Source organism: Streptomyces sp. NPDC042638, from assembly GCF_040647235.1.
In the GTDB taxonomy this organism is placed as follows: domain Bacteria; phylum Actinomycetota; class Actinomycetes; order Streptomycetales; family Streptomycetaceae; genus Streptomyces; species Streptomyces rameus.
The window spans coordinates 20,637-46,384 of sequence record NZ_JBEZBT010000029.1; the positions used below are offsets into that span (position 1 = coordinate 20,637).

20 protein-coding genes and 1 pseudogene are annotated in these 25,748 nt (G+C 73.6%); 8 read left to right on the forward strand and 13 right to left on the reverse strand.

The genetic code is table 11. The features are described from left to right. Window positions 1–260: 260 nt before the first annotated feature. The 4 genes and pseudogenes from AB0B40_RS22690 (at window position 261) to AB0B40_RS22705 (ending at window position 5,972) form a co-directional block, all read left to right on the forward strand. Window positions 261–3,776 carry a DNA polymerase III subunit alpha gene (locus AB0B40_RS22690; protein ID WP_362265231.1) on the forward strand — a complete coding sequence of 1,172 codons (3,516 nt, stop codon included), beginning with the start codon at window positions 261–263 and terminating at the stop codon, window positions 3,774–3,776. Then, complete coding sequence (locus AB0B40_RS22695; RefSeq protein ID WP_362265233.1) at window positions 3,773–4,747, forward strand: hypothetical protein; 975 nt, start codon at window positions 3,773–3,775, stop codon at window positions 4,745–4,747. The genes AB0B40_RS22690 and AB0B40_RS22695 overlap by 4 nt, the downstream gene beginning before the upstream one ends. Next, window positions 4,748–4,888, forward strand: a pseudogene (locus AB0B40_RS22700) (MarR family transcriptional regulator); the annotation flags it as partial. Window positions 4,889–5,078: 190 nt separating this feature from the next. After that, window positions 5,079–5,972, forward strand: coding sequence for an alpha/beta fold hydrolase (locus tag AB0B40_RS22705; RefSeq protein ID WP_345048888.1), 894 nt, complete (start codon window positions 5,079–5,081; stop codon window positions 5,970–5,972). A gap of 51 nt (window positions 5,973–6,023) precedes the next feature. On the opposite strand, the gene AB0B40_RS22710 is transcribed toward AB0B40_RS22705, so the two are convergent. Both AB0B40_RS22710 and AB0B40_RS22715 read right to left on the reverse strand, forming a co-directional pair. Then, complete coding sequence (locus tag AB0B40_RS22710) at window positions 6,024–6,992, reverse strand: lytic polysaccharide monooxygenase (RefSeq protein WP_362265235.1); 969 nt, start codon at window positions 6,990–6,992, stop codon at window positions 6,024–6,026. Between the two features lie 268 nt (window positions 6,993–7,260). Then, window positions 7,261–7,398 (reverse strand): hypothetical protein, encoded by a 138-nt coding sequence (locus tag AB0B40_RS22715; RefSeq protein WP_345048895.1) that lies wholly within the window; start codon window positions 7,396–7,398, stop codon window positions 7,261–7,263. Window positions 7,399–7,536: 138 nt separating this feature from the next. Here AB0B40_RS22715 and AB0B40_RS22720 point away from each other — a divergent pair, with 138 nt between their 5' ends. After that, on the forward strand, window positions 7,537–8,157 hold the full coding sequence (locus tag AB0B40_RS22720) for a class I SAM-dependent methyltransferase (RefSeq protein ID WP_362265237.1): 621 nt from the start codon (window positions 7,537–7,539) through the stop codon (window positions 8,155–8,157). A gap of 21 nt (window positions 8,158–8,178) precedes the next feature. Here the strand turns inward: AB0B40_RS22720 and AB0B40_RS22725 are convergent, their stop codons facing one another. Together AB0B40_RS22725 and AB0B40_RS22730 are read right to left on the reverse strand one after the other, a co-directional pair. Further along, a complete protein-coding gene (locus tag AB0B40_RS22725; RefSeq protein ID WP_345048903.1) occupies window positions 8,179–8,682 on the reverse strand; it encodes a DUF402 domain-containing protein in 504 nt (167 codons plus the stop codon). Beyond that, complete coding sequence (locus AB0B40_RS22730) at window positions 8,663–9,592, reverse strand: GNAT family N-acetyltransferase (RefSeq protein ID WP_345048905.1); 930 nt, start codon at window positions 9,590–9,592, stop codon at window positions 8,663–8,665. Before AB0B40_RS22730 ends, AB0B40_RS22725 begins: the two co-directional genes overlap by 20 nt. A gap of 72 nt (window positions 9,593–9,664) precedes the next feature. Here AB0B40_RS22730 and AB0B40_RS22735 point away from each other — a divergent pair, with 72 nt between their 5' ends. Continuing rightward, window positions 9,665–10,033, forward strand: coding sequence for a GntR family transcriptional regulator (locus AB0B40_RS22735; RefSeq protein ID WP_345048908.1), 369 nt, complete (start codon window positions 9,665–9,667; stop codon window positions 10,031–10,033). Between the two features lie 242 nt (window positions 10,034–10,275). Here AB0B40_RS22735 and AB0B40_RS22740 read toward each other — a convergent pair whose 3' ends face one another. Both AB0B40_RS22740 and AB0B40_RS22745 read right to left on the reverse strand, forming a co-directional pair. Beyond that, window positions 10,276–11,100, reverse strand: coding sequence for a DUF72 domain-containing protein (locus tag AB0B40_RS22740; protein ID WP_345048911.1), 825 nt, complete (start codon window positions 11,098–11,100; stop codon window positions 10,276–10,278). Between the two features lie 15 nt (window positions 11,101–11,115). Continuing rightward, window positions 11,116–12,210 (reverse strand): DUF5925 domain-containing protein, encoded by a 1,095-nt coding sequence (locus AB0B40_RS22745; RefSeq protein WP_345048916.1) that lies wholly within the window; start codon window positions 12,208–12,210, stop codon window positions 11,116–11,118. Window positions 12,211–12,403: 193 nt separating this feature from the next. Between AB0B40_RS22745 and AB0B40_RS22750 the strand changes: the two genes are divergently transcribed. Beyond that, on the forward strand, window positions 12,404–13,822 hold the full coding sequence (locus AB0B40_RS22750) for a xylan 1,4-beta-xylosidase (protein WP_362265240.1): 1,419 nt from the start codon (window positions 12,404–12,406) through the stop codon (window positions 13,820–13,822). A 10-nt stretch (window positions 13,823–13,832) separates the two neighbouring features. On the opposite strand, the gene AB0B40_RS22755 is transcribed toward AB0B40_RS22750, so the two are convergent. The 5 genes from AB0B40_RS22755 to AB0B40_RS22775 form a co-directional block, all read right to left on the reverse strand. After that, a complete protein-coding gene (locus AB0B40_RS22755; protein ID WP_362265242.1) occupies window positions 13,833–17,705 on the reverse strand; it encodes a lipopolysaccharide biosynthesis protein in 3,873 nt (1,290 codons plus the stop codon). Next, entirely contained in the window at window positions 17,698–18,498 is an 801-nt protein-coding gene (locus AB0B40_RS22760) for a polysaccharide deacetylase family protein (RefSeq protein WP_362265243.1), read from the reverse strand. Before AB0B40_RS22760 ends, AB0B40_RS22755 begins: the two co-directional genes overlap by 8 nt. Next, the gene (locus tag AB0B40_RS22765; RefSeq protein WP_362265245.1) at window positions 18,495–19,523 is read right to left on the reverse strand and encodes a glycosyltransferase family 2 protein; all 1,029 of its coding nucleotides are present in this window, start codon (window positions 19,521–19,523) and stop codon (window positions 18,495–18,497) included. The genes AB0B40_RS22760 and AB0B40_RS22765 overlap by 4 nt, the downstream gene beginning before the upstream one ends. After that, complete coding sequence (locus tag AB0B40_RS22770; protein ID WP_362265247.1) at window positions 19,520–20,341, reverse strand: glycosyltransferase family 2 protein; 822 nt, start codon at window positions 20,339–20,341, stop codon at window positions 19,520–19,522. The genes AB0B40_RS22765 and AB0B40_RS22770 overlap by 4 nt, the downstream gene beginning before the upstream one ends. Window positions 20,342–20,754: 413 nt before the next feature. Further along, window positions 20,755–21,186 carry a hypothetical protein gene (locus AB0B40_RS22775; RefSeq protein WP_362265249.1) on the reverse strand — a complete coding sequence of 144 codons (432 nt, stop codon included), beginning with the start codon at window positions 21,184–21,186 and terminating at the stop codon, window positions 20,755–20,757. A 296-nt stretch (window positions 21,187–21,482) separates the two neighbouring features. On the opposite strand from AB0B40_RS22775, the gene AB0B40_RS22780 reads away from it, so the two are divergent. Beyond that, window positions 21,483–22,289 carry an SGNH/GDSL hydrolase family protein gene (locus tag AB0B40_RS22780; protein ID WP_345048937.1) on the forward strand — a complete coding sequence of 269 codons (807 nt, stop codon included), beginning with the start codon at window positions 21,483–21,485 and terminating at the stop codon, window positions 22,287–22,289. Between the two features lie 154 nt (window positions 22,290–22,443). Here AB0B40_RS22780 and AB0B40_RS22785 read toward each other — a convergent pair whose 3' ends face one another. Beyond that, entirely contained in the window at window positions 22,444–24,054 is a 1,611-nt protein-coding gene (locus tag AB0B40_RS22785) for a nickel transporter (protein ID WP_362265251.1), read from the reverse strand. Beyond that, window positions 24,051–25,730, reverse strand: a complete 1,680-nt coding sequence (locus tag AB0B40_RS22790) for a hypothetical protein (protein WP_362265253.1) — start codon at window positions 25,728–25,730, stop codon at window positions 24,051–24,053. Before AB0B40_RS22790 ends, AB0B40_RS22785 begins: the two co-directional genes overlap by 4 nt. Between the last annotated feature and the right edge of the window lie 18 nt (window positions 25,731–25,748).

The window sequence follows — 25,748 nt, forward strand, 5'->3', positions numbered from 1 at the left end:
CCCCCGCACGCGACCCGCGTGCGGGGGCTTCGTCATGGCGCTTGGGTGACAAGGCCATCGGCCTGACCTCCGGCGGGGAGACCTTCTTCCAGCCGGTCACCGGGGCGGGGCTTCGCCGTCCGGTCACGGGGACGTTTGCGCAGGTCGGAGGCGCTCGAACCGATGTCGTACACACGTTCGAGAATGGGGGTATGGTGGAGGAGGAAGTTGGGAACTGATGTTCGAGAGCCGTTCGGGGCTCACGACTGCGGGAGGTGTGTGTGCCGGGCTTCGCGCATCTGCACACCGTCTCCGGGTTCTCCCTGCGGTACGGGGCGTCCCATCCGGAGCGGCTGGCCGAGCGCGCCTTCGAGCGGGGCATGGACGCCCTCGCCCTGACCGACCGCGACACCCTCGCCGGCACGGTGCGCTTCGCCAAGGCGTGCGCCGGGGCGGGCGTCCGTCCGCTGTTCGGGGTGAACCTGGCGGTGGCGGCCGAGGAGGCCCTGCCGCGGGAGAGGCGCCGTGCCCCCGTGCGCGGCGGCGCCTTCGTGGACGAGTCGGCCCCCCGGGTGACCTTCCTCGCCCGGGACGGCGCCCGCGGGTGGGCCGACCTGTGCCGGCTCGTCACGGCGGCCCACGCGGCCGGCTCGCCCCCGCTGCTGCCCTGGGCCGGCAACCACGGCGACGGCCTGCTGGTCCTGCTCGGACCGGGGTCGGACGTCGGGCGCGCGCTCGCCACCGGGCGGCCCGACCGGGCGGCGCGGCTGCTCACCCCCTGGCGAGAGGTCTACGGGGACGCGCTGCGGCTGGAGGCCGTCTGGCACGGCCGGACGGGCACGGGGGCCGGCTCCCTGCGGCTGGCCGCCCGTACCGTCGGATTCGCCGCCGAGCAGGGGGTGCGCCCGGTGCTCAGCAACGCCGTCCGGTACGCCGATCCCGGCCAGGGCCCGGTCGCCGACGTGCTGGACGCCGCGCGCCGCCTGGTGCCGGTCGACCCCCGTGGGGAACTGGACTCCGGTGAGGCATGGCTGAAGGACGCGCAGACCATGCTCCAGGTCGCCGAGCGGGTGGTGGAGGCCGCCGGATACCGGCGGGACACCGCCCACCGGCTGCTGGAGCAGACCCGGGCCACCGCCGCCGAGTGCCGGGTCGACCCCGAGGACGACCTCGGCATCGGCACCGTCCACTTTCCCGAGCCGCACCTCGTCGGCGCCGGCCGGCGCACCGCGCAGCGGGCGCTCGCCTCGCGGGCGACCGCCGGGATGCTGCGGCTCGGCTACGGCGACCGGCGCGCGTACTGGGAGCGGATGCACCAGGAGCTGGACATCATCGGCCATCACGGTTTCGGCTCCTACTTCCTGACGGTCGCCCAAGTGGTGGACGACGTACGGGAGATGGGTATCCGGGTGGCGGCACGCGGGTCCGGTGCCGGATCGCTCGTCAACCATCTGCTCGGGATCGCGCACGCCGATCCGGTCGAGCACGGACTGCTGATGGAGCGCTTCCTGTCCAAGGAGCGCGTGGTGCTGCCCGACATCGACATCGACGTGGAGTCGGCGCGCCGGCTGGAGGTGTACCGGGCGATCATCGACCGGTTCGGTACGGAGCGGGTGGCGACGGTCTCCATGCCGGAGACCTATCGGGTGCGGCACGCGATCCGTGACGTGGGTGCCGCTCTGTCCATGGACCCCGCCGAGATCGACCGGGTGGCCAAGTCCTTCCCGCACATCCGGGCCCGCGACGCCCGGGCGGCGCTGGAGGAGCTGCCCGAGCTGAAGCGGCTCGCGGGGGAGAAGGAGAGGTACGGCAGGCTGTGGGAGCTGGTGGAGGCCCTCGACGCCCTGCCGCGCGGGATCGCCATGCATCCGTGCGGGGTGCTCCTGTCCGACGCCTCCCTGCTCGCCCGTACGCCGGTGGTCCCGACCAGTGGTGAGGGGCTGCCCATGGCGCAGTTCGACAAGGAGGACGTGGAGGACCTCGGGCTGCTCAAGCTGGATGTGCTGGGGGTGCGGATGCAGTCGGCGATGGCGCACGCGGTCGCCGAGGTGGAGCGGGCGACCGGGGAGCGGGTCGACCTGGACGCGGTCGCGCCGGGGGATCCGGAGACGTACCGGCTGATCCGGTCCGCCGAGACGCTGGGCTGCTTCCAGATCGAGTCGCCGGGCCAGCGGGACCTGGTGGGACGTCTCCAGCCGGACGGCTTCCACGACCTGGTCGTCGACATCTCCCTCTTCCGGCCCGGGCCGGTCGCCGCCGACATGGTGCGGCCCTTCATCGAGGCCCGGCACGGGCGGTCGCCGGTGCGCTATCCGCACCCGGACCTGGAGGAGCCGCTGCGCGGAACGTACGGGGTCGTGGTCTTCCACGAGCAGGTCATCGACATCGTCGCCATCATGACCGGCTGCGGCCGGGGCGAGGCCGACCGGGTGCGGCGCGGGCTGTCCGACCCGGAGTCGCAGGGCCGGATCAGGGTGTGGTTCGCCCAGCAGGCGGCGGCCCGGGGATACGGCGCGGAGACGATCGAGCGGACCTGGGAGATCGTGGCGGCCTTCGGCTCGTACGGCTTCTGCAAGGCGCACGCCGTCGCCTTCGCCGTGCCCACCTACCAGTCGGCGTGGCTGAAGGCGCACCACCCGGCCGCCTTCTACGCCGGGCTGCTCACACACGACCCCGGGATGTACCCCAAGCGGCTGCTGCTGGCCGACGCCCGGCGGCGCGGGGTGCCGATCCTGCCGCTGGACGTCAACCTGTCCGGAGTCGCACACAGGATCGAACTGGTGTCTGAATCGCCGAAGGTGTGGGGGCTGCGGCTCGCCCTCTCCGACGTGCACGGCATCAGCGAGGCCGAGGCGGGGCGGATCGCGGACGGGCAGCCGTACGCCTCCCTGCTGGACTTCTGGGAGCGGGCCCGGCCCAGCAGGCCGCTGGCGGGACGGCTCGCCCAGGTGGGCGCGCTGGACGCGTTCGGCGCCAACCGGCGTGATCTGCAACTGCATCTGACCGAGCTGCACCGGGGCGCCCGGGGCGGCGGGGGCGGCCAGCTCCCGTTGGCCGGCGGCCGCGGGACGGCACCGGCCGGCCTGCCGGACCTGACGTCGGCGGAGCGGCTCAGCGCCGAGCTGGGTGTGCTGTCCATGGACGCCTCGCGCAACCTGATGGACGACCACCGGGAGTTCCTGGAGGAGCTGGGCGTGGTCTCCGCGCGCCGGCTGCGCGAGGCCCGGCACGGGGAGACCGTGCTGGTCGCGGGTGCCAAGGCGGCCACCCAGACCCCGCCGATCCGGTCCGGCAAGCGGGTCATCTTCTCCACCCTGGACGACGGATCGGGCCTGGTCGACCTCGCGTTCTTCGACGACTCGCACGACGCCTGCGCCCACACCGTCTTCCACTCCTGGCTGCTGCTGGTGCGCGGAGTGGTGCAGCGGCGCGGTCCGCGCAGCCTCAGCGTGGTGGGCTCCGCCGCCTGGAACCTCGCCGAACTGGTCGAGGTGCGGGAGGCGGAGGGGCTCGACGGGGTCGCGGCCCGGCTGGCCGAACCGGCCGGCGCGGCCGGGGACGGGCCCCCGGCGGACGGCGACGGCGGTCCGTCCCGGGCCCGGCTCGCCGGTTCCGACGGGCTGCCCGCGCCGGCCGGCTCCGCGGCCCGTGACCCGATGGAGGGCCGGACGATCCGCATGCCCACGGGGTACGAGATGCACCCCTGGGCCGATCTGCGGCCCGCGGGCCAGGACGCCTCACAAGGGCCCGCGGCGATGAGGAAGTTGTGGCACCAGAGTCCGGGGAGTGCGGGATGACCATCCTCTGCGTACGTTTCCAGCTGCCGCCGGTGTACGAGGCGGCCCTGCCGGGGCTGCTCGGACTGCTGGAGGAGTTCACCCCGGTCGTGGAGGCGCTGCCGCCGGACGGGGCGCTGGCCGATCTGCGCGGCGCCGAGCGGTACTTCGGCCGCAGCGCGGTGGAGCTGGCCTCGGTGATCCGGGTGCGGGCTCTCGCGCGGTACGGGGTCGACTGCGTGATCGGCGCCGGTCCGGGTCCGATGCTGGCCCGCGTGGCGCTGCGTGACGCCCGGCCGGGGGTCACCCGCGCGGTGCCCGGGGACCCGGACGGCATCGCGGAGTTCCTCGCCGGGCGGCCGGTGTCCGCGCTGCCCGGCATCGGCGCGGCGACCGCCCGCACCCTGGGCGAGTACGGCCTGGACACCCTGGGCCTGGTCGCCGCCGCGCCGCTCTCCACGCTCCAGCGGCTGATCGGCGCGAGGGCCGGCCGCGAGCTGCGCGAGAAGGCGAGCGGCATCGACCGCGGCCGGGTCGTGCCGAACGCCGTCTCGCGGTCACTGATGAGTGAACAGACCTTCGACATCGACGAGTTGGATGCCGGACGGCACCGCAAGGCGCTGCTGTCGGCCGCCGAGGAGATCGGTGCCCGGCTGCGCGCGGTGGAGAAGGTCTGCCGCACCCTGACCCTGACCGTGCGCTACGCCGACCGCTCCTCGACCACCCGCAGCCGCACCCTGAAGGAGCCGACCGCGCACTCGGCGGCCCTGACCCGGGCCGCCTACGGCATGTACGAGGCGCTCGGCCTGCAACGGGCCCGGGTCCGCGGCTTCGCCCTGCGCGCGGAGAGCCTGACCCCCGCCGACCAGGCCGCCCACCAGCTCACCTTCGACCCCGTGGACGAGAAGGCCCGCCGCATCGAGGAGGTCGCGGACCGCGCGCGGGCCAGGTTCGGCCCGCGCGCGGTGATGCCGGGCGCGCTGGCGGCGTGATCCTGCACGCGGGCGGCGGAGGAGGCGGCCGCCGACGCGGTCGGGGGATGGGTCGAACTGCTCGGCGAGGACGAGGCGCGGGCGTTGCGTGAGCGTCCGGCGCGGATCGCCCCCTATGGTCCGATCAGGCCTGCCTGGTGACGGTTCGCCAGTGCTCCGGTGGCGGTTCGTCAGTGGCCCCGTGAGGCGCCGGTTATCACTGAAAGTTTTTACTGACGCGTAACTTCACACTTTCACTACTCGACCGTAACTTGACGGATGAACAGCATCCCGTGATCCGGATCACAGGGTTAGGCCGTGCCCCTCCCTTGAGCCGCAAGGAGATCACACGATGCTGCCCTGGAAGCGACTGCTCAGACCCTTCGCCGCGCTGCTCCTCACCGCCGCCGTCGCCGCCGTACCCGCCGCCACCGCCAGCGCCTCCGACGCCCCCACCGACGCCCCCACCGCCGGCGCCTCCGCTCACAGCAGCGGCTGGAACGACTACTCCTGCAAGCCCTCCGCCGCCCACCCCCGCCCCGTGGTCCTCGTCCACGGCACCCTGGGCAACTCCGTCGACAACTGGCTCGGCCTCGCCCCCTACCTGACGAGCCGCGGCTACTGCGTCTACTCCCTCGACTACGGCCAGCTCCCCGGCGTCCCCCTCTTCCACGGCCTCGGCCCCATCGACAAGTCGGCCGAGCAGCTGTCCGCCTTCGTCGACAACGTGCTCGCCGCGACCGGAGCCGCCGAGGCCGACCTGGTCGGACACTCCCAGGGCGGCATGATGCCCCGCTACTACCTGAAGTTCCTCGGCGGAGCCGCCAAGGTCAACGCCCTCGTCGGCATCGCCCCCGACAACCACGGCACCGACCTGGACGGCCTCACCCACCTGCTGCCGTACTTCCCCGGCGCCGAGGACCTGCTCAAGGCCACCACCCCCGGCCTCGCCGACCAGATGACCGGCTCCGCCTTCCTCACCAAGCTCAACGCGGGCGGCGACACCGTCCCCGGAGTGCGCTACACGGTCATCGCCACCCGGCACGACGAGGTGGTCACCCCCTGGCGCACCCAGTACCTGAACGGCTCCGACGTCCACAACGTCCTGCTCCAGGACCTGTGCCCGGTCGACCTCTCCGAACACGTGGCGATCGGCCTGCTGGACCGGATCGCCTTCCACGAGGTGGCCAACGCGCTCGACCCGGCCCACGCCACCGCCACCACCTGCGCGTCGGTGTTCAGCTGAGCTGCCGCCGGGGCCCGTCCGGCCTGAGCCGCCGGACAGGCCCCGGAACCCTCACCGGCGGTGGCCGCCGCCCGCCGCGCGCCGTCGCACCGACAGGAACAGCGCGGCAGAGCCCAGCGCCAGCGCCGCCGCGCCGCCGATCGCGAGGTACGAGGTGCCCGTGGACGCGCCCGTCTCCGCGAGGTCGGCCGGAGCCCCGGCCGACCCGGCCCGGGCGGCCCGAACGGCGGCGGACCGTGCCGGAGCGGCGGCGGGCTCCGCCGAGGTGCTCGCGTCGTCGTCCCCGTGCCCGTGGTGCTCGATCGTCGACTTGTCGGCACCGGCCGCGACCTGCTCGTCGGAGGGCGCGGAGGCGGACGGAGCCGGAGTGGCCCCGCCACCTCCCGTACCGCCGCCGAAGTCGACGTCGGAGCAGGAGTAGAACGCCTCCGGGCTGTCCGACCGCTGCCAGACCGCGTACAGCAGCTGCCTGCCGGTCCGCTCGGGCAGGGTCCCGGAGAAGACGTAGAAGCCGCCCGCCGGGACCGGGTCGGTGACCGTCGCCACCGGGTGCTCCAGGTCCAGCCCGGACCAGGCCAGCGGCTTCGCCGGATCGTAGCCGGGCTTGGTGAGGTAGACCTTGAAGGTGCCCTTGTGCGGCGCGGTCACCCGGTACTTGAAGGTGTACGACCCGCCCCGGACGCTCGTCGCCGGCCAGTCGGCGCGGGCCAGGTCGAGCCCCTTGAACTCCTCGCTGTTCGCGCTGCACAGCTTGCCGTCCGGGATCAGCTGCCGGTGGTGCCCGGCCGCGTCGCCGATCCGGATGCCGTTCCAGTCGTACAGGGCCTGTGCGCCGCCGGCCGCCACGGCCGCCTTGCACGCGGCCGACTTCGGGCTCTCCGGACCCTCCGCGTAGCACTGCGAGACGCGGCTGACCGGGTCCCCCATCGAGCCGTGCGCGGAGGCGGGGGCGGCGGGCAGGGCGAGTGCGCCGATGCCGAGGGCGGCGGCGACGGCGGCGGCCTTGCGGCGTGCGGGCATGGAGAACTCCTCGGAACGGTCCTCGGGGCGGGCTGGATCCCGTGGGGGTGATCCGAACCTAGCCCCGGGGAACCGTGAAACCGCCCGCCGGCAGTGGGCGGAGGAGATCCTTATGGTGCGCTTAAGGGGGTGCTCAGACTGCGCTCAGGTACGGGCGTGCGCGCATGACCGACAGCGACACGGAACGGGTTCGGCCCGCCGTCCGGGATCCTGGAGCCTCTACGACCGCGTCCACTACCGCAAGCGGCTGGGCTGAGGCGTCCCGGTGTCAGCCGTCGGGCCACCAGGTGCGCGCGATGTCCTTGCGCACCTCGGGACGTCCCGCCGGGCGGTGGTCCCCCGCCTCCTCGCGGATCCGGCGGCTGTCCGTCCTCTTCAGCGGCTTCTGCACGGTCATGCGGCGCACGGCTGCCTCCTTCAGTGCCTGCCGAGTTCCGTGTTGTCACGGAGGTAGACGCTTTCGGGGAGAGTTCCTCATCGGCGCCGGGATGTCAGTGGCGGCCGTCACGCCCGCACTGTCAGTGGCGTGTGGCACTCTCCGGGCATGACGAGGGAGAACACGCACACGGTTGCGGCCACCGCGCAGGAGGACTGGGATGCGCGGGCCGCCGCCTTCGACGACGAACCCGACCACGGCCTGCGCGACCCCGAGGTCCGCGCGGCCTGGGCGGACCGGCTCCGCGCCTGGCTCCCCGAACGTCCGGCCGACGTCCTCGACCTCGGCTGCGGGACCGGCAGCCTGTCACTGCTCGCCGTCGGACAGGGGCACCGCGTGACGGGCGTCGACCGGTCCCCGGCGATGGCCGAGCGGGCCCGGACGAAACTCGCCGGGCATACCGCGACGATCCTGTGCGGGGACGCCGCGGCCCCGCCGGTGGGGGAGGAACGCTTCGACGCGGTCCTGGTACGGCATGTGCTGTGGGCCCTGCCGGACCCGGCCGCGGCGCTGCGGCACTGGCGGACCCTGCTGCGGCCGGGAGGCCGGTTCGTGCTGGTCGAGGGCGTCTGGGGGACCGTCTCCCCGGTCGGCATACCCTCCGGGCGGCTCGTCGCCCTCCTGGAACCGCTTGTCCGGCAGGTGCGCGTGGAGCAGCTGTCCGGCCACTCCCGGCTGTGGGGGAAGGAGGTGGACGACGAGCGGTACGCGGTGGTCGCGACCGTGTGACACCGCGCCGCCCCGGCCGGGTCAGACCAGCAGTTCGCCGAAGCCGCGCTCGCCGACCGCCAGCGCCTCCAGCGCGTCGAGTGCGGCGACCGCGGCGGACGCGGCCTGCGGGTCCGTCTCCGTCAGCCCGCTCTCGGCGAACTCGTCCTCGTCCAGCCGCCGTACGTCCCGCCCGTCGGCGGAGCGCCACAGGTCGAGGTCCAGGTCCTCCACGACCAGCTCCGCGCCGGTGCGGACGGCCGGTCGCGTGATGTCGCAGTACCAGCCCTTGAGGGAGCCGTCCGCGGCCCGGACCTCCTTCACCGAGTACCACCGGTCCCGCCAGTAGTACTCGGTGAACACATCACCCGGCTCGAAGCGCACGAAGCCGAAGTCACGCACCCCGGAGCCCGCCCACGGGGCCCGCACGGTGATCCGGCTGCCGTCGTCCCGGAGCAGCTCCGCCGGATAGCGGATCTTCGTACGGCCCGCCTTGACCAGGACCACCTCCAGCCGGCCCGCCGGCTCAGCCGAGTTCACGGACATAGCGCACCTCCGTCGCGCAGACCTCGTACCCGAGCCACCTGTTGATGGCGATCATGGGATCGTTGCCGACGTCGTTGCCCGTGAAGGCCTCGGTCAGGCCGGCGGCCCTGGCCCGGTGCAGCGAGTGGACCTTGGCGAGCTTGGCCAGACCGCGGCCGCGGTACGCGCGGGCGGTGCCGGTCATCGCGGTGGAGTAGCGGCCGTCGCCGTCGGTGCGGGCCACGGTGAAGGCGACCGGCCGGCCGTCGACGCAGGCGGCCGTCGTCAGCTCCCGGTTCAGCAGCGGGTGCTTCCAGGTCTCCTCGGTCCACGCGTCGTAGTCGGTGAACTCGTACCCCACGTCGCCCGGTTCGTCGCACAGCGTCTCCGCGTCCAGCTCGAACAGGGGCCGGGGATCGTCCGCGAAGTCGGCGGCCGTACGCAGTTCGACGCCGGCCGGGACCGGCGTCAGCGGCGGGAGGGTGCCGTTCGCCAGGCCGAGCCGGAGGAAGTGGGCGGAGCGGCCGACGCGGTACCCGCGTCGCTCGGCGAACGCCCGGTTGGCCGGCTCGTCCAGGGCCCAGGCGAACAGCTTGGTCGCGCCCAGGGAGGCCAGGTACTCCTCGGCGGCCGCCACCAGCAGCCGGCCGGCGCCGCGGCGGGTCCGGTCCGGCCGGACGTAGACGTTCAGGCAGGCCTGACCCGGCTCGCGGCTGTCCGGGACCAGATGGACCTGTGCCGTGCCGATCACCTCGCCGTCCTCCACCGCGACGAGCGGCCGGAAGCGGGCCTCGGGCTGCGTGTGGGCGGCCGTGTGCCGGACCGACTCCGGGGTGAACAGGATGTACGGCAGCGCGAGGCGGCGGACACGGGCGAAACCCTCGGCGTCCGCGGGGACATCGGGGCGCAGGGCGCGCACGAGGACTGTCATGGGGAGGCACCGTACGGGGCGGGGAGGCCGGGCTGCCTCCCATTTTCCGCCCGGTGCGCGACAATCGGGCCTGTGAGCCTGAAGATCCGCATCGATGACAGCGCGCCCCCGTACGAGCAGGTACGGGCGCAGATCTCCGAGCAGGCACGGTCCGGCGCCCTCCCGGTGGGGTACCGGCTGCCGACCGTGCGGGGACTGGCCGAATCCCTGGGGCTCGCGGTCAACACGGTGGCCAAGGCGTACAAAGCGCTGGAGGGCGACGGGGTGATCGAGACGCGCGGGCGCAACGGCACGTTCGTGGCTGCCGCCGGCTCGGCGGCGGCACGCGAAGCAGCGTCCGCCGCCCAGGCCTACGCCGAGCGTGTCCGGCGGCTCGGCCTGGACGAGGACGCGGCGCTCGCCGCTGTCCGCGACGCCCTGCGGGCGGCCTACGAAGGCTGAGCACCCCGCGCCGACGCCGGTCCGGCCCGCCGGCGGGCGTCGTCGGCCCGGCGACGCCCGCCGGGCCGTCCGCGTAACGGGTTACCCGGAGCGGGCCGGCCTGCGGCCTGCGGCCTGCGGAAGGACGACACCCTCGCGCGCCAGGACGCGGACCGGGCCGGGCCTCCCCGTCCCCGTCCCCGTCCCAGGGAGGATCGCGTGCCGCCGCTCGCCCGCTCCGGGCCTTCCACGGGGACGAGCCCTCAGTCCCGGCTCGCGGGCCCCGCTCCGGCGAGCGGTTTCCCGGGCGGGGACCCGGCGTGGTCACGCGCCGGCTCCGGTGTCCGGGTCACCGTCAGGCCCGCTCTCCTCGCCGCCCGCCCGAACACCGCCGCGTCCCGCACCGCCGCGCCCCCGGGGTCGTTGTTGAAGTAGGCGTACACGTCCTCGCCGCCGGACCACGTCGTGGCGACGCGGTCCACCCAGGTCTCCAGCGAACGCCTGCCGTAGCGCGGCCAGGGCCGGGCCCGGCCCTGGTGGAAGCGGACGTAGCCCCAGCCGGCGGTGCGCCACAGCGGGGCGGCCGGGCGGGCCAGGACGTCAGCCCAGCACAGGGCCGCGCCCCGGGATTCCAGGACCCGCCGTAGTTCCGGAGTCCACCAGGAGTCGTGCCGGGGTTCCACGGCGACTCTCGTACCGGCCGGGAAACAGGCCAGGCAGGCGTCCAGCAGGGGCGGGTCGGCCCGCAGCGTGGGCGGGAGTTGCAGGAGCACCGGCCCCAGACGGCCGCCGAGGCCCGCCGCGTGCGTCATCAGGCGGTGCACCGGCTCCTCGGGGTCCTTGAGGCGCTTGATGTGGGTGAGGTACCGGCTGGCCTTGACCGCGACGACGAAGTCCGGCGGGACGCGGTCGCGCCAGGCGGCGAAGGTGTCGTACGACGGCAGCCGGTAGAACGCGTTGTTGATCTCCACGGTCTCGAACAGCCGGGTGTACTCCTCCAGCCACAGCCGCGTCGGCACCCCGGCCGGGTAGACGTGCTCCCGCCAGTCCTTGTACTGCCACCCCGACGTGCCGACATACAGGGTCATACCCTCATGAAAGCACTACAGGTACAGCCCCGCGTCCGCGCCCTCCCGGGCCCCCGGCACCGACGTCGGCGTGGTGCCCCGGCGCAGCGCGTACAGCTCGGCCAGGGTCGCTCCCTCCCGGCCGACGCCCTCTTCGGTGCCGAGCCAGTCCACCGACTCGGCGCGGGTCAGCGGGCCCACCTCGATGCGGGCGAGGCAGCGGCCGGGCCGGACCACGGCCGGGTGCAGACGCTCCAGGTCCTCGTTGGTGGTGACACCGACCAGGACGTTGCGGCCCTGGCCGAGCAGGCCGTCGGTGAGGTTCAGCAGCCGGGACAGGGCCTGGCCCGCCGTGTGCCGGGCCTCGCCGCGGATCAGCTCGTCGCAGTCCTCCAGCAGCAGCAGGCGCCAGCGGCCCTTGCCCGCGCCGTCGTCCTCGCCGATGGCGATGTCCATCAGATAGCCGACGTCGGAGAAGAGCCGCTCGGGGTCCAGGACGCAGTCCACCTGGCACCAGTCCCGCCAGGAACGGGCCAGCGTGCGCAGGGCGGAGGTCTTGCCGGTGCCCGGCGGGCCGTGCAGCAGGAGCAGCCGGCCCGCGATGTCGTCGGGGGTCGTCCCCATCAGACGGTCCATCGCGCCGGCCACCGGTGCCGTGTAGTTGGCGCGGATCTCGTCCCAGGTGCCCGCGGAGATCTGCCGGGTGGTGCGGTGCGGGCCGCGCCGGGGGGAGACGTACCAGAACCCCATCGTCACGTTCTCCGGCTGCGGTTCCGGCTCGTCGGACGCGCCGTCCGTGGCCTGGTCGAGGATCCGCTTGGCCAGTTCGGCACTGGTGGCGGTGACCGTGACGTCCGCGCCCCGGTTCCAGCGGGAGACCAGCAGGGTCCAGCCGTCGCCCTCGGCGAGGGTGGCGCTGCGGTCGTCGTCGCGGGCGACCCGCAGCACGCGGGCACCGTCCGGCAGCAGGGTCACGCCGGAGCGCACGCGGTCGATGTTCGCCGCGTGCGAGTACGGCTGCTCGCCCGTCGCGAAGCGGCCGAGGAACAGCGCGTCGACGACGTCGGACGGCGAGTCGGAGTCGTCGACGTGGAGCCGGATCGGCAGAGCGTCGTGCGGGTTGGCAGACATGCCGCCATGATCCGGCACCGATGCCCTCCGCGCACGGTATTTCCGACGCCGGACGCTCCGCCGGAGGAGCGGTTCTTCACCGGCGGCCCGACGGCGGCCCCGCCCGGTCGGCCGCTTCCCCGGGATTCCCCGCCGCGCACGGGTGTCCTCAAGTCCCGCCCCCCGGGCGGTCTCCGCCACTACTGTGTCCATGATGCGACGTCATGGGTGGTATACGGGGGCAGGGCGATGGCGGCTCACCGCCCTGCTCGGGGTGGCCGCGACCGCTCTGGCCCTGGTCGTGGCCCTGACCCACCTGTCCGGCGACGGGGCGAGCACCGCCGGCACCTCGCGCGACGGTGACAAGGTGCACGGCACGCCCAGCGTCCCGTCCGGACGCCCGGAGCCGTCCCTGGGCTGGGGCTTCACCCACACGCAGTACAGCGCCGACGTGGGCAGCGGCACCGCCACCCAGCGGGTCGAGCGGTCGCTGGCGCGGGACGGCGGCCTGCCCCAGGTCCAGGCCCTGATGGGCTGGGGCGCCGACAACCCCGAACCGGTGAAGGGCCGTTACGACTTCGGTGCGATGGACCGCCGGATCGACTTCGTCCGCGGCTCGGGCGGCACCCCCGTGGTCACGCTGTGCTGCTCCCCGGACTGGATGAAGGGCGGCCGGCCCGGTGCGGGCAACACCGACTGGAGCCGGACCGCGCTGGAGACCGCGCCCAATCCCGACCACTACCAGGACTTCGCCGACCTCGCCGCCACCGTCGCCAGGCGCTACCCCGACGTACGGCACTTCATCGTGTGGAACGAGTTCAAGGGCTTCTGGAACAACGCCGAGGGCCGCTGGGACTACGAGGGCTACACGGCGATGTACAACCTCGTCTACAAGGCGTTGAAGAAGGTCGGCAAGGACATCATGGTCGGCGGCCCCTACCTCGGGATGGACAGCGTCGACCCGCGGCAGAAGGAGAACGCCTCGGCCACGTTCCGCGGCCCCTGGGGCGCCATGGACCAGCGGGTGCTGGACGCCTTCGACTACTGGAACCGCCACAAGGCCGGCGCCGACTTCGTCGTCGTCGACGGCTCCAGCTACACCGACACCGACGAGCTGCTGCCCGACGAGTTCGGCGCCACCGACAAGCTCACCGCCGTCGGCCAGTGGGTACGCCGGCGCACGCACGGCCTGCCCCTGTGGTGGGCCGAGTACTACGTCGAGCCCGCCGACGCCAGAGACGACCGCAAGGGCTGGTCCGAGGCCCGCCGCCTGGCCGTCCACGCGGCCGGACTGATCGCCATGGCCAGGGGCGGCGCCGACTCCGGCTTCTACTGGAACCCCGAGGAGAAGACCGGCCGCTGCCCCGGCTGCCTGTGGTCCCCGACCGACAGCGCCCAGGGCGGCAGGACACTGCCCATGTACGGCCTGCTGTCCCGCTTCGGCCGGGCGTTCCCGCCGGGCACACGGTACGAGACCGTGTCCGTCGCCCCCGACGACGTGCCCAACGTCCGCGTACTGGCCACCGCGAAGACCGTCCTCGTCGTCAACACCCTCGACCGGGCGATCAGCGCCCAGGTCGACGGCAAGCGGTTCCCGATGGCCGCGTACGAGGTGAAGTGGCTCGACCGCTGAGCCACCACGGTCACTTCATGGTCGAGAACCGCTGCACCAGTGAGGCCAGCACCACCGCCAGCAGCGGCAGCGAGAACCAGAAACTGCCCTGGAGCAGCCGTAGCCGGCGTACGCTCGGCCGGGCCGCCGCCCGCACCAGCTCACGGGCGGACAGCAGCAGGACCAGGACCACGGCGGCCAGCGCGCCGACCACCGACCACGGCGTCCAGGTCACCTGCGGCCCGATCGGCCCGGGATGCGGCCGCGGTACCGGCCCCGTCGGCGCCGTGCGCAGCGCGTACACCGTCACGTCCGCGTTGACCAGGACCTTCGTCAGCTCCGGCCGGCCGTCCAGGTGCCCGGTCAGCCGGGGCTCCCAGGTCGCCGGGTAGCCCGCGTCCAGCTCCAGGTACGTCACCTGACTCCGGTTGATCATCAGGTACGAGTTCGGGCCGGCGTCCTTGAGCGCCTTGACCAGCCCGGACACCAGCACCGGGTCCGTCGGCGCCTGCGTCGGCACGTAGTTCACCCGCTCCATGTCCCGCGCACCCCACGGCAGCGCCGGGGTGACGTCGTTGACCGGGTCCTGGGTCAGCCACAGCAGCCGGACCGTCGGCCTGTCGTGGGCGTACACCCAGTCCATGGCCGCGACCTCACCGGGCCGGGTCCGCTCGAACGGCTCGTTGCCCCAGCGGGCCACCAGGAAGCCGCCCATCAGCAGCAGCCCGACGAGCAGCGCGGCCACCGGCGCGAGCAGCGGCCGGCGCGCTGTCGCGGGGCCACCGGCACGCGGGAAGATCGCGAGCCCGCCGAGCAGGGCCGCGCCGGGGACGGCGAACATGAAGACGCGCAACGCCATCTCACCGCCGTACGACTGCATGCCGAAGCCCAGGAACGGTACGAAGGTCAGGACCAGCAGGGACCGTTCGCGGTACCGGTGCGAGCGGCGCCGCCACCAGCCCCAGCAGGCCAGGGCCAGCACCGACCCGGCCAGCAGCACCCGGGCGTACAGCACCAGCTTGTGCACCGAACTCCCGCCCTGGATACGGCCGGAGACCGAGGTGGACACATTGCCGCCGACCCCGCCGACCCCGCCGAACAGCTCGTCGAAGTGCCCGGACCAGTACGGCTCCGCCATGAAGCCGACCCAGACCGCGACCAGCACCGCGAACAGCAATGGCAGGCCGCGCGCTTCGCACCGGCGGAGCAGGACCAGGGCCGTGAGCACCCCCAGCATCATGAACGGAGTGAGCTGGTGCGCGGGCACGGTCGCCGCGTACAGACCGATCAACAGCAGGAGCAGCACGGCCCGTTGGCGCCGGTCGACCGGCTCCACCTCGGCCTCGCCGGGACGCAGCCGCGTCCAGATCACCCGTGGCGGGCGGAACCAGACCAGCAGGACCGCCACGAACACCAGGTAGAGCAGGTAGGTGAAGCCCTGCGGGGAGAAGTAGTCCTGGCCGACCCAGCCGCTCAGCACGAAGAGCCAGACACCCGTCCACTTCGCCCGCCAGCCCGCCCGCAGCGCGCGGGTGAGCAGCAACACCGGCGCGAGATAGGCCAGTTGGATGACCGTCGGCCACCAGCGGATGACCTCGGTGAAGTCGGTGATGCCGCAGACCCGGCCGGCGAACGCGGCCACCGCGAAGAAGCCCGGCCAGCTCCAGCGGGCGTCCAGGTCCGGGACGGCGGAGCCGGTGCGGTCGATGTAGTCGAGGAACCCCAGGTGCTGCCAGGCTGTCGGGAACCGCGGCTCGGGCTCGATCAGCGCGGGCAGCGCGTGCAGGGACACCACGGTCGCCAGCAGCGTGACCAGCAACAGTGCCCGGTGCTCGTGGCGCAGCCGGAGCAGCGCGGCGAAGACGGCGATCAGCAGGGCCGCTCCGGCCGCCGTCGCCGGCGGCAGCACGGAGACCAGCCCGAGCCCGCCCATCCGGTCGAGACCGGTCTCGCCGAGCCGCAGCGCCGGCACCCAGTACAGCAGCAGCGCGGCGACCAGCAGACAGCCGAGGCCGGTTCCCGCACGGGTGGGCAGCCATCGGCGAGGCCGGCCTGGCGGCGCCCCCTCCGGCACGGAGTCCTGGACGCAATCCCCAGGTACGGCGTCCTCCGGCAGCGCGTCCTCCGGCAGGGTGTCCGCGGGTACGGCGTCCTCCGGCAGGGTGTCCGCGGGTACGGCGTCCTCGGGTACGGCGTCCTCGGGCTCGGCCGCCGGGTCCGGCCATACCGTCGGCCGCGGTACGGCGCGGCCCGCGAGCGGTGTGCCCGTACCCGGGAGGACAGGCGGCCGGCGTTCGGCGTGGTCGAAGTCCGCCGGGAGGACAGGCGGCCGGCGTTCGGCGTGGTCGAAGTCCGCCGGGAGGCCGAGGGCCAGGGTGTCGGCGTCCAGGGCCCAGCCGGGAACCTGCCGGTGCGCGGGGGAGGAGGCCGCGACGACGGGGGCCGCCTCACTGACGGGGCTCCCCCCGCCCGGGCGGAGCCGGGAGCGGGAGAGGAGCCGGGAGCGGGGGAGCGTCCCGAGGTCGGCCAGGTCCCCGTCCGGCGCCGCCGTCTCGGGCACCTTGGCCGGTGCGGCCCGGACCGTCCGCCACAGTCTCGGCGCGGCGATCGCCGCGACCACGGCGATACTGGCCGCCTCGGCGACACCCGCCCCGGTCAGCCCCGTGCGGGGCAGGAGCAGCACGGTCAGGCCGAGCACCAGGACGCACAACAGGCCCTGGAGCCAGGCGAGTCCCGCGGTGCGGCTCTGTGCGCGCAGCACCGCGAAGTACGTCTCGATCACGACCCGCAGCACCGAGCCGACCGCGAACCAGCGCAGCAGCGGGGTCGCGGCCTGGGCGTAGCCCACACCGAAGACGCCGAGGATCCAGGGCGCGCCGACGAAGAGCACAGCCGCGACCGGCAGCATGATCCGGGCCATCCGCCCCAGCGCGGCACGGGTGTTGACGGCCAGCCGCGCCGGGTCGTGCGCCCCCTCGACCGTGAGCGAGGCGCCCATGTTGACGGCCAGCAGGTCGGTCGTACCGCCGATGGTGGTGGCGATGTAGAAGTAGGCGTTCTCCGCGGAGCTGACCTGCGCCGCGATGATCACCGGCACGAGGTAGACCACGGCGAGCGAGAACAGCGACCCGGTGTAGTCCCCGGCCAGGAACCGGCCCATCTCCTTGAGCGTCGGCGGCCTGGCCCGGTCCTCGGTCGCCTTGACGTGCCGGGGCACCAGCCGCCGGAAGACCAGCCAGCCCAGCGGCACCACCGAGGCGGCGATGGCGGCCACCCAGGACACGAAGACACCGCTGGTCGGCAGGGCCACGGCGAACGCGGCCAGCAGCGCCAGCTTCACCGCCGAGAAAGCGGTGTTGCCGACCGGCACCCAGGGCGCTCTGCGCAGCCCGGTCAGCACACCGTCCTGCAGCGTGAGCAGGTTCCAGGCGGCGACGGCCGCCAGGAAACCGAGCCCTTTGAGCGTCCCGTGCAGGAAGCGGTACGACGGCCCCCATGAGTCCAGGGTCATCAGGAAGACACCGGCGGCCAGCGCCACGATCAGTGAACTGCCCGCGTACGTACGGAAGATGAGCCGGCCGGTGCGGTGTCCGGCCACCGGGATGAAGCGGGCCAGGGCGCCGGTCAGGGTCACCGCGGTCAGCCCGGCGAGGAACTTCATCGCGGCGATGGCGGCCGACCCCTGACCGACCGCCGAGTCGGAGTAGTAGCGTGCCGCGGCCAGCCAGAAGCCGAGCCCGAGGACGGCGGAGATGCCGGTGTTGAGCATCAGCGCATAGGCGTTGCGGAACAGTGGGCTGCCGTCGGACCGGCCCCTGCCGGGCAGCCGCAGCCGGCGCCCGGTGCTCGCCGCCGGCCCGGCGCCGGGCGTCTCGGTCTCGGTCGTGGTGGTCGTGTCAGACACGGGATCGGATGGCCTTCCGGCGGACCTGGCGGGCTCTGCGGACGAGGGCGTGCCCCTTGGTGAGGGCACGGTCCCGGGCGAAGGCGCGGGCTACGGCGCGGCCGAGGAGCAGTCGCTCGAACTCCTCGGCGCCGGTGCTCCGGCGGACCGTGACCCGCTTCAGGGCGTACGGGCCCTGGCGGCGGCGGGCGAGGGCGTTGCCGACGGCGAGTGCCTGGGCGTACCCGGCCGCGCGCACGGCCTGGCGGACCCGGCGGCTCGAGTAGCCGTACGGGTAGGCGAACGACGCCGGTCTCGCGCCGAGTTCGGCGCTGACGATCCGTGTGCAGCCGTCCAGCTCCGCGCGCAGTCCGGCGTCGTCCAGCTGGTCGAGCTGCGGGTGGGTGTGGCTGTGGCCGCCGATCTCGACCCCGGCCGCGGCCAGTTCGCGCACCTGCCGCCAGTCGAGCATGGTGTCCAGGCCGCCCCCGGTGTCGTGGTGGCCCCTGAGCCAGCCGGTGCAGACGAACAGCGTGGCCGGGAAGCCGTGCCGGGCGAGCACGGGCAGGGCGTGCCGGTGCACACCTTCGTAACCGTCGTCGAAGGTGATCAGCACCGGCCGGGCGGGCAGCGGGCGGGCGGACCGCCAGCGGGCCGCGAGGTCCGCGGTGGTGAGCGGGGTCAGGCCCAGGCGGCCGATGAGCGCCATCTGTTCGGCGAAGGCCTCCGGCGTGACCGACAGGGCGCGGGTGGCGTCGCTGGGGCAGGCCGTGACGGAGTGGTACATGAGGACGGGTACGGGCGTGTCAGTCATGGGCGTCCCCCCGGTCCCGGCGTCGGGCCCTGACCGGGTGCCGTGAGCGGCGTCCGGAGCGGGGCCGGGGAGAACGCCGTACCGCCGCGCCGCGCCCGCAGGCTGCCCGCCGCGTAGCCGCCGGCGGCGCTCAGCACCCCGGCGACGATGGCGCCCGCGCGCCCCGCGCCGCCCGGCCGGCCGAGCAGGGCGTCCCTGAGGCCCCGGGCGACTCCTGCGGGCAGCACGCGCGTGGCGTAACGGCGTTCGGACTCCAGGCCCTTGGCCGCGCCGACGCTGCGTGCCACCAGGGCCTTGGACAGGCCCTCGGCGTAGGTGCGGGTGCGGAAGTAGGCGAAGCGCTCCCGGAGCGGGGGCACCCGGTGGTGGATCACCGCCCGGTCGTCGATGAGCAGGACGGCGTCGGGGCGGGCGCGGGTGAGGCGGATGCACAGCTCCGTCTCCTCACAGCCCAGCGGGCGCCGGTCGCCGTCGCGGCCGATGCCGGTGGCGAAGCCGCCCGCCGCCTCGAACGCCGCGCGCCGGAAGGAGGCGTTGCCGCCGAGGACGTTGCGTACCGGGACCCGGCCGGGCGGGAGCCCCCGGTAGGTGCAGCCCACGACCCAGTCGAACTCCTCGGGGAACCAGGCCGGCCGCCGGCCCGACGCCCAGTTGGGGACCGTACGGCCGCCGACCGCCAGCACGCGCGGGTCGGCGTACCCCGCGGCGAAGTGGCGCAGCCAGTCCCGCTCGGCCACGGCGTCGTCGTCCAGGAAGGCGATCACCTCGCCGCGGGAGGCGGCGATGCCGGTGTTGCGCCCGGAGGACAGGCCGCGCGGCCCGGCGTTGGGCAGCACCCGGACGCGGTCGCCCTCCTGGTACGCGCGGGCCAGCCGGTCGAGCAGGGCCGGGTTGTGGTCGACGACGAGGAGTGTCTCCAGCGCCGGATACGACTGCGCGCCCACCGAGGAGACCGCCGCGAGGATGTCCTCCCAGCGGTCCTCGGTGTACACGCAGATCACGACGGAGATGCCGGGATCCGTCAAGAGAGCTCTCCCTGCCCGGTGCGCAGCAGCGGGGAGCGGTGGGTGCGGCGGCGCAGGTCACGCCGGTTGGACCGCTCCTGCAGGATCACCTTCAGCACTCTCAGCCCGTCCCGGACGGCCCGCAGGTTGCTGGTGCCGTGGATGCGGAGGTACTCGTGGCTCGGGATCTCCTGCACCTTCAGCCCCGCCTTGACCACTCTGATGTTCATCAGCGTCTCGACCTCGAAGCCGGTGCAGTCCAGGTCGATCTTGTCCAGGCAGTGCCGCCAGAAGGCGTTGTACCCGTAGCACAGGTCGGTGTAGCGGGCGCCGAACTTGCGGTTGACGACGGTGCACAGCGCCCAGTTGCCGAGTTTGCGGATGAGGGTCATGTCGTCCGTGCCGCCGCCGTTGGCGAACCGCGAGCCCTTGGCGAAGTCGGCCCCGGAGACCAGGGCGGAGACGTAGGAGACGATCTCGCCGCCGTCGGCCGAGCCGTCCGCGTCGACCATCACGATGATGTCACCGGTGCATGACTCGAAGCCGGTGATGAGGGCATCCCCCTTGCCCTTGCCCCGCTGTCCGACGACCTTGACGTCCGGCCACAGGGAACGCGCCACTTCGACGGTGTCGTCCGTGGAGTTGCCGTCCACCAGGACCACTTCGTGTACCCAGCCCGGCAGGCTCTTGAAGACGTAGGGCAGATTCTCCGCCTCGTTCATCGCGGGAATCACCACGCTCACCGGCGGAGTGATCGCCAGGTGAGAGGAGATGGGCTGGTAACGGGTGGCGATCAGAGGATCCCGACCCGAACCAGGCGGATGCAGAACGGAACTCATGCGTCTTTTTCCCTCTCGTCCGGTGGGCCGCCCGCCCGGGCGGCCCGGGTCTGTGTCCGGTTCGAAAGGGGGGTACTCGTCCTGGGCGCGGCAGACCGGCCCCCGGACCGGAGCCCGCGGAGATCTCCGTTTCCGCTGACGAGCTGACAAAGCTGGCCGGACCGCCGGGAAAAGAAGGCAGCCGGTCGCGCGGCACGGCTCGGACACCGGTGTGGTCACCGAGCACGGCACCCCCCTACCGCGCCCCGCCCCGGAAACGCCACGGCCCCTGAGCCCCTCCCCGGAGCCTGATGCGACGCACCCGTGCGGGTGAGATGTAGACGTTATTGACGATTGCACCTTAAGCGCAAGGGCGGGAGGACTGCCTCACTTTCCCGATAATTTGGTCATTGCCCGATGTTGGCCCGTCTTGTTCAGTCCTGTGTGCGATTTCCGGATTTTCGTGTCCGGAACAGAGCCGGCAACAGGATCAGCAGGCTCAGTACGGTCACCGCGACCACCCCGCCCCGGGGCGACCAGCGGTGCACGGCCAGCATGCCCTGGGCGATCAGCATGTCGGCGACGACCGCTCCGGCGAGAGCGGTGACCGCCCGGCCCAGGGGATCCAGCCCGCGCAGCGCCACCGCGATCGCCACGGCCGGCGCCACGAGCAGGAACAGCAGCGCGCACGGGGCGCGCAGCGGTGAACCGGAGTCGGTGGACGCGAGCAGCGCACCGGCCGCCGAGACGGCGGTGGCGGCTCCGGCGAGCAGCGGTGGCAGGCCCCTCCCCGGCCCTGGCCGCGTGCCGTCGGCGTCCGCCTCGGCGCCGTCTGGTGAAGGTGTCTCGATACGTATGGACTGCATGGGCGACTTTGCCCCCCGACGCGCCGGATGCCGGGCTTCAATGTGGCGCAGCCGTCGGCGGCCGTCAAGACGACGTCCGTGCGGGGACAGATGTTCCCCGGCGGTCCGCCGACTGCCGTGCATGGCACGGGAGTTGACCGGTGGTCTGCCGACATGGCATGCACGGGCAATAGATGAGCCGTGAACGTCTTGGGTCGGTCCTGTTGAGACAGTAATAGTTTTGACATGGACACTTCCCGTCAACACGCGTAGGCGCTAAGAAAGTCTCGGCAGAGATCCTGCTAAAGGGAGGTTCCATGAGACGTTCCCGACTTACCGGATTCGTTACCTCGCTCCTCCTCGCCGCCGGCCTCGGTCTCACCGGGGCCGCTTCGGCGCAGGCGTCCCCGACCGCCGTGACCGGCGGCTACGTGGCACTCGGCGACTCCTACTCCTCCGGAGTGGGGTCCGGCAGCTACATCAGCTCAAGCGGCAGCTGCAACCGGAGCACGAAGGCGTACCCCTACCTGTGGAACGCCGCCCACAACCCCTCCTCGTTCGCCTTCAACGCCTGCTCCGGCGCGACGACGGACGACGTGCTGTCCGGCCAGCTCGGCTCGCTGAACTCCTCCACCTCACTGGTGTCCATCAGCATCGGCGGCAACGACGCCGGTTTCTCGGACGTCATGACGACCTGTGTGCTCCAGTCCGACAGCGCCTGCCTGTCCAAGATCGACACTGCCAGGGCGTACGTCGCCAACACGCTCCCCGGCAAGCTGGACACCGTCTACAACGCGATCAGCGCCAAAGCCCCGTCCGCCCGGGTCGTCGTCATCGGCTACCCCCGCTTCTACCTGCTCGGCCAGTCGTGCCTCGGCCTCTCGGAGACCAAGCGGTCCGCGATCAACGGCGCCGCCGACTACATCGACACCACCATCAAGGCCCGCGTCAGCGCCCACAACTTCGTCTTCGGTGACGTCCGCACCACCTTCTCCGGCCACGAGATCTGCTCCAGTGACTCCTGGCTGCACAGCGTCAACTGGCTCAACATCGGCGAGTCGTACCACCCGACCGCGTCCGGTCAGTCCGGTGGCTACCTGCCGGTGCTCACGAACGCGGCATGACCCGTACGTGCTCGCTCCTCCGGGTGAACCTTCCGGACCGTTTCCTCCGGTCCGGCCCCGGTGATCCCTCAGGGCGAGCCCGACGGTGAGGCGGAGGCCCCGTTCGTCGGGGCCTCCGCCTCCGCCGGGAACGACAGCGTCTTCCGGCCGTAGCTCAGCCGAGCGCGGATACGGCCCCCTTGAGTACCAATCCCGTACCCAGCGCCAGCACGACCAGCGCCGACCCGAGCGGCAGGGTCCGGCGCACCAGGGCGGTCAGCGGACGGCCGGTCCGGCGCGGGCGCCGCTCCAGCATCCGGGCGGCCCCCGCGCCCAGCCGGACGACGGCGAAACCGGCGGCGGTGAGGGTCAGCGCGAGACCAGCCCCGTACGCCACGACGAGCAGCAGCCCGAACCATGCCTTGCCCAGAGCCGCGGCGCCGACCAGCACGACGACGGCGGAGGGGCTGGGCACCAGGCCGCCGGCGAACCCGAGCAGGATCGTGCCGCGCACGGTCGGGGCGGTGGGGTGCGTGTGGGTGTGACCGCCGTGGGTGTGGGTGTGCTCCCCATGGGTGTGCGGCACGTGGGTGTGCTCCCCATGGGTGTCGTGCACGTGGGTGTCGTGCACGTGGGTGTGTTCCTCATCGTGGCTGTGCTCCCCGTCGTGGCGGTGCCGGTGGTGCGTGGTGCCGTGGCCGGCGCCCACCGTCGCCGGCTCCCTCCGCGCGGCCGTGGCCCGGGGCGTGGCCGGGGCGAGCGCGCGGTCGCGCCAAGCGCGGCGTACGAGCGTCACGCCCGCCGCCAGCACCAGGGCGCCGCCGGCGATGCCCAGCCAGGAGATCACCGTGGGCGTCGCGGCGGAGCCGGCCGTGACGAGGAGGCCCAGGGCCACCACGCCCAGGGTGTGGGTCACGGTCACCGAAGCGGCCAGCGGCAGCACGTCCCGCGGCCGGGCCCGGCCTCCGCGCGCCGCCGCCGTGGCGGCCATCAGCGTCTTGCCGTGGCCCGGCGCGAGGGCGTGCAGCGCGCCCAGGGCGACCGCGATGAGCAGGGCCAGCGCGGCGAAGCCGACGGTGAGGTCCTGCCGGGCCACCAGGTCGTCCAGGGCGCGGGTCCAGCGGTCGGCACCCCGCGGGAGCACGCCGGCGCCCGGGGCCGCCTGCCGCTCCGAGTCCGCCGCGAGCGCCGGTCCGCCGGGCCGCACCCGCAGCGAGGCAGTGCCGGTGTCGGCGGGGGAGGAAAGCAAGTCCTTCGGATAGACGGTGAGTTCACGGGAGACCGACGCCCTCGGCACATCCGTCGCGGTGAGCGTCATACGATCGCCCCGCGCCGTGACCTCCCGCCAACCCGGCCCGCCGGTGGCGCCCGCGCTGTGGAAGCCGAGGGTGACGGTGGCACCGCGAGGGAGCGGCGCCGTCAGCCGGCACTCCACGCGCAGGGTGTGGAGACCGGCCTGGCCGGGGCGCAGGCGCGCACTGCTGCGGGCCGCTGTCAGGGGGGCCGTACGCCCGTCCACGCTGAGCCTGCTGCCGGTCGCGGCCCGTGCGCACCGCTGCCGGGCCCACGCCCCCAGCCCCAGGCGCTCCACCTCGGGTCCGGCCTGCGTCGCCGGGATCTCGGCGAGGTCCTCCACGTGGTCCACGCGGAGCTGTCCGGGAGCGGCGACCAGGCCGTCGTAGCGGTTGACGGTGAAGTTGCCCAGGGGGTGTGCGCTCGCAGTGCCTGCGGGCAGCGAGACCAGGGCGCACACGGCGAGGAGGACGCACAGCGAACGTGGCTTCACGCGGACCCCTCCAGTGCCTCACGGGCCCGCGCGGCGCCCAGGGTGGAGAAACCGGGGTTCAGCTTCAGCGCGGCGGCGAGCGAGGCCCGGCCGGCCGCCCGGTGGCCCGTGGCCAGCTCGATCATCCCCAGGTGGTAGCGGAACGCGGCGTTGCGGTAACCGGTGGCCGTGGCCCGGCGCGCGTAGGAGAGGGCTTCCTGGTCCTGGCCGCCCACGTGCAGGGCCCAGGCGAGGGCGTCCGCGGTGTGCACGGTGTGCCGGCGGGCCCACTCGGCGCGGGCCGCGCGCAGGGCGGCCCGCCTGTCGCCGTGGTCGGCGGCGGCCAGCGCGGTGTCCAGATCGGCGTCGACGCCGTTGGCGCGGGCCAGCGCGATCCAGGCGTCGACCAGGGCGTACTGCCGTCGGGCCCGGGCCCCGTCGCCGGCCGCGCCCCGCGCCTCGTACAGCTCGCCCAGCTCGACCAGCGGACCGGGCAGCGGCGAGCGGGCCACCACCGCCTCCATGTCCCTGATCGCCGCTGCCCGGTCGCCGCCGGCCGCCCGGGCGCGGGCCCGGCCCTCCAGCGCCGGGAGGTAACCGTCGTCGGCGGCCAGGGCGCGGGCGTAGTAGGCGAGTGCCGTCGTGCGCTCGCCCTGGTTCCAGGCGAGTTGGCCGAGCTGGGCGGCCACGTACGCGGTGTCGCCCGGCGAGGTGGCGGCGGCCAGCGCCTGCCCGAGGACGCGGCGTGCCGTGGTCACGTCCCCGGCCAGCTCGTGCACATAGGCGTACCGGGTGAACACCGGCACGCCCGGCCTGCGCGCGTCGGCGGTCTTCGCGGCCCTCGACGCGTCGGCGTACCGGCCGAGTTCGACCAGGGCGTCGATCCGGGAGGACAGCGCGCGTTCGCTGTACGGGTTCCGCCGCAGGGCCGCGTCCGCGAAGGTCAGGGCGTTCCTGAAATCGTGCCGGGCGGCGGCGAGGGCGGCGCGGCCGGCCAGCGCCTGGTCGTTGTCCGCAGTCAGCGACAGGGAACGCCGCAGCGCCTGCTCCGCCTGCGGGTAGCGGGCCGGATCGCCCTTGGTGCGTGCCTGCTCGACGTAGGCCAGACCGAGGGTGGCCCAGCCGCCGGAGTCCTTCGGCTGGGCGCGCAGATGGGCCTGGAGCGCGGTGATGCTCGCGTCCAGGTTCGCGCCGCCCAGCACACCGGGGTCGACCGCGCCGGCGGCCACCGGCTGGGTCGTCGCCGGTACCCGGTCGGCGCCGAGCGCGAGGGCGCCACCGGTCATGGCGACCGCCAACAGCAGTGCGGCGGCGAACAGTTGCCGCGTTCCCTGTCGGCGGCGCGCGACGGCACCGGCCCGGCGGACCGCGGCGACGCGCTCCTCGCCCCCGGCCCCGCCACCTTCGACGACCGCAGGCTCGCCTTGACCGACGGCAGATGGACTGTCATCGACGGCACGCTCGCCTTCACCGACGGCAGATGGACTGTCACCGGCAGCGCACTCGCCCTCGTCGGCCGTCGCACGCTCCCGGTCGCCCTTGGTCCCGCCGTCCGTCGTGTGCTCCCGGCCGTCCCTGCCCTGGTCACCGCCCGGGTGTTCGCGGGTGCTCCGGGTCGGGGGCGGTGCCGGGGGAGCGTCCCCGGTCGTGCGCGCCGTCCGTCCGTCCTGCTCGTCGTCCTGCCCGCGCGGGCCCATGCCAGCTCCTCCGTCGGT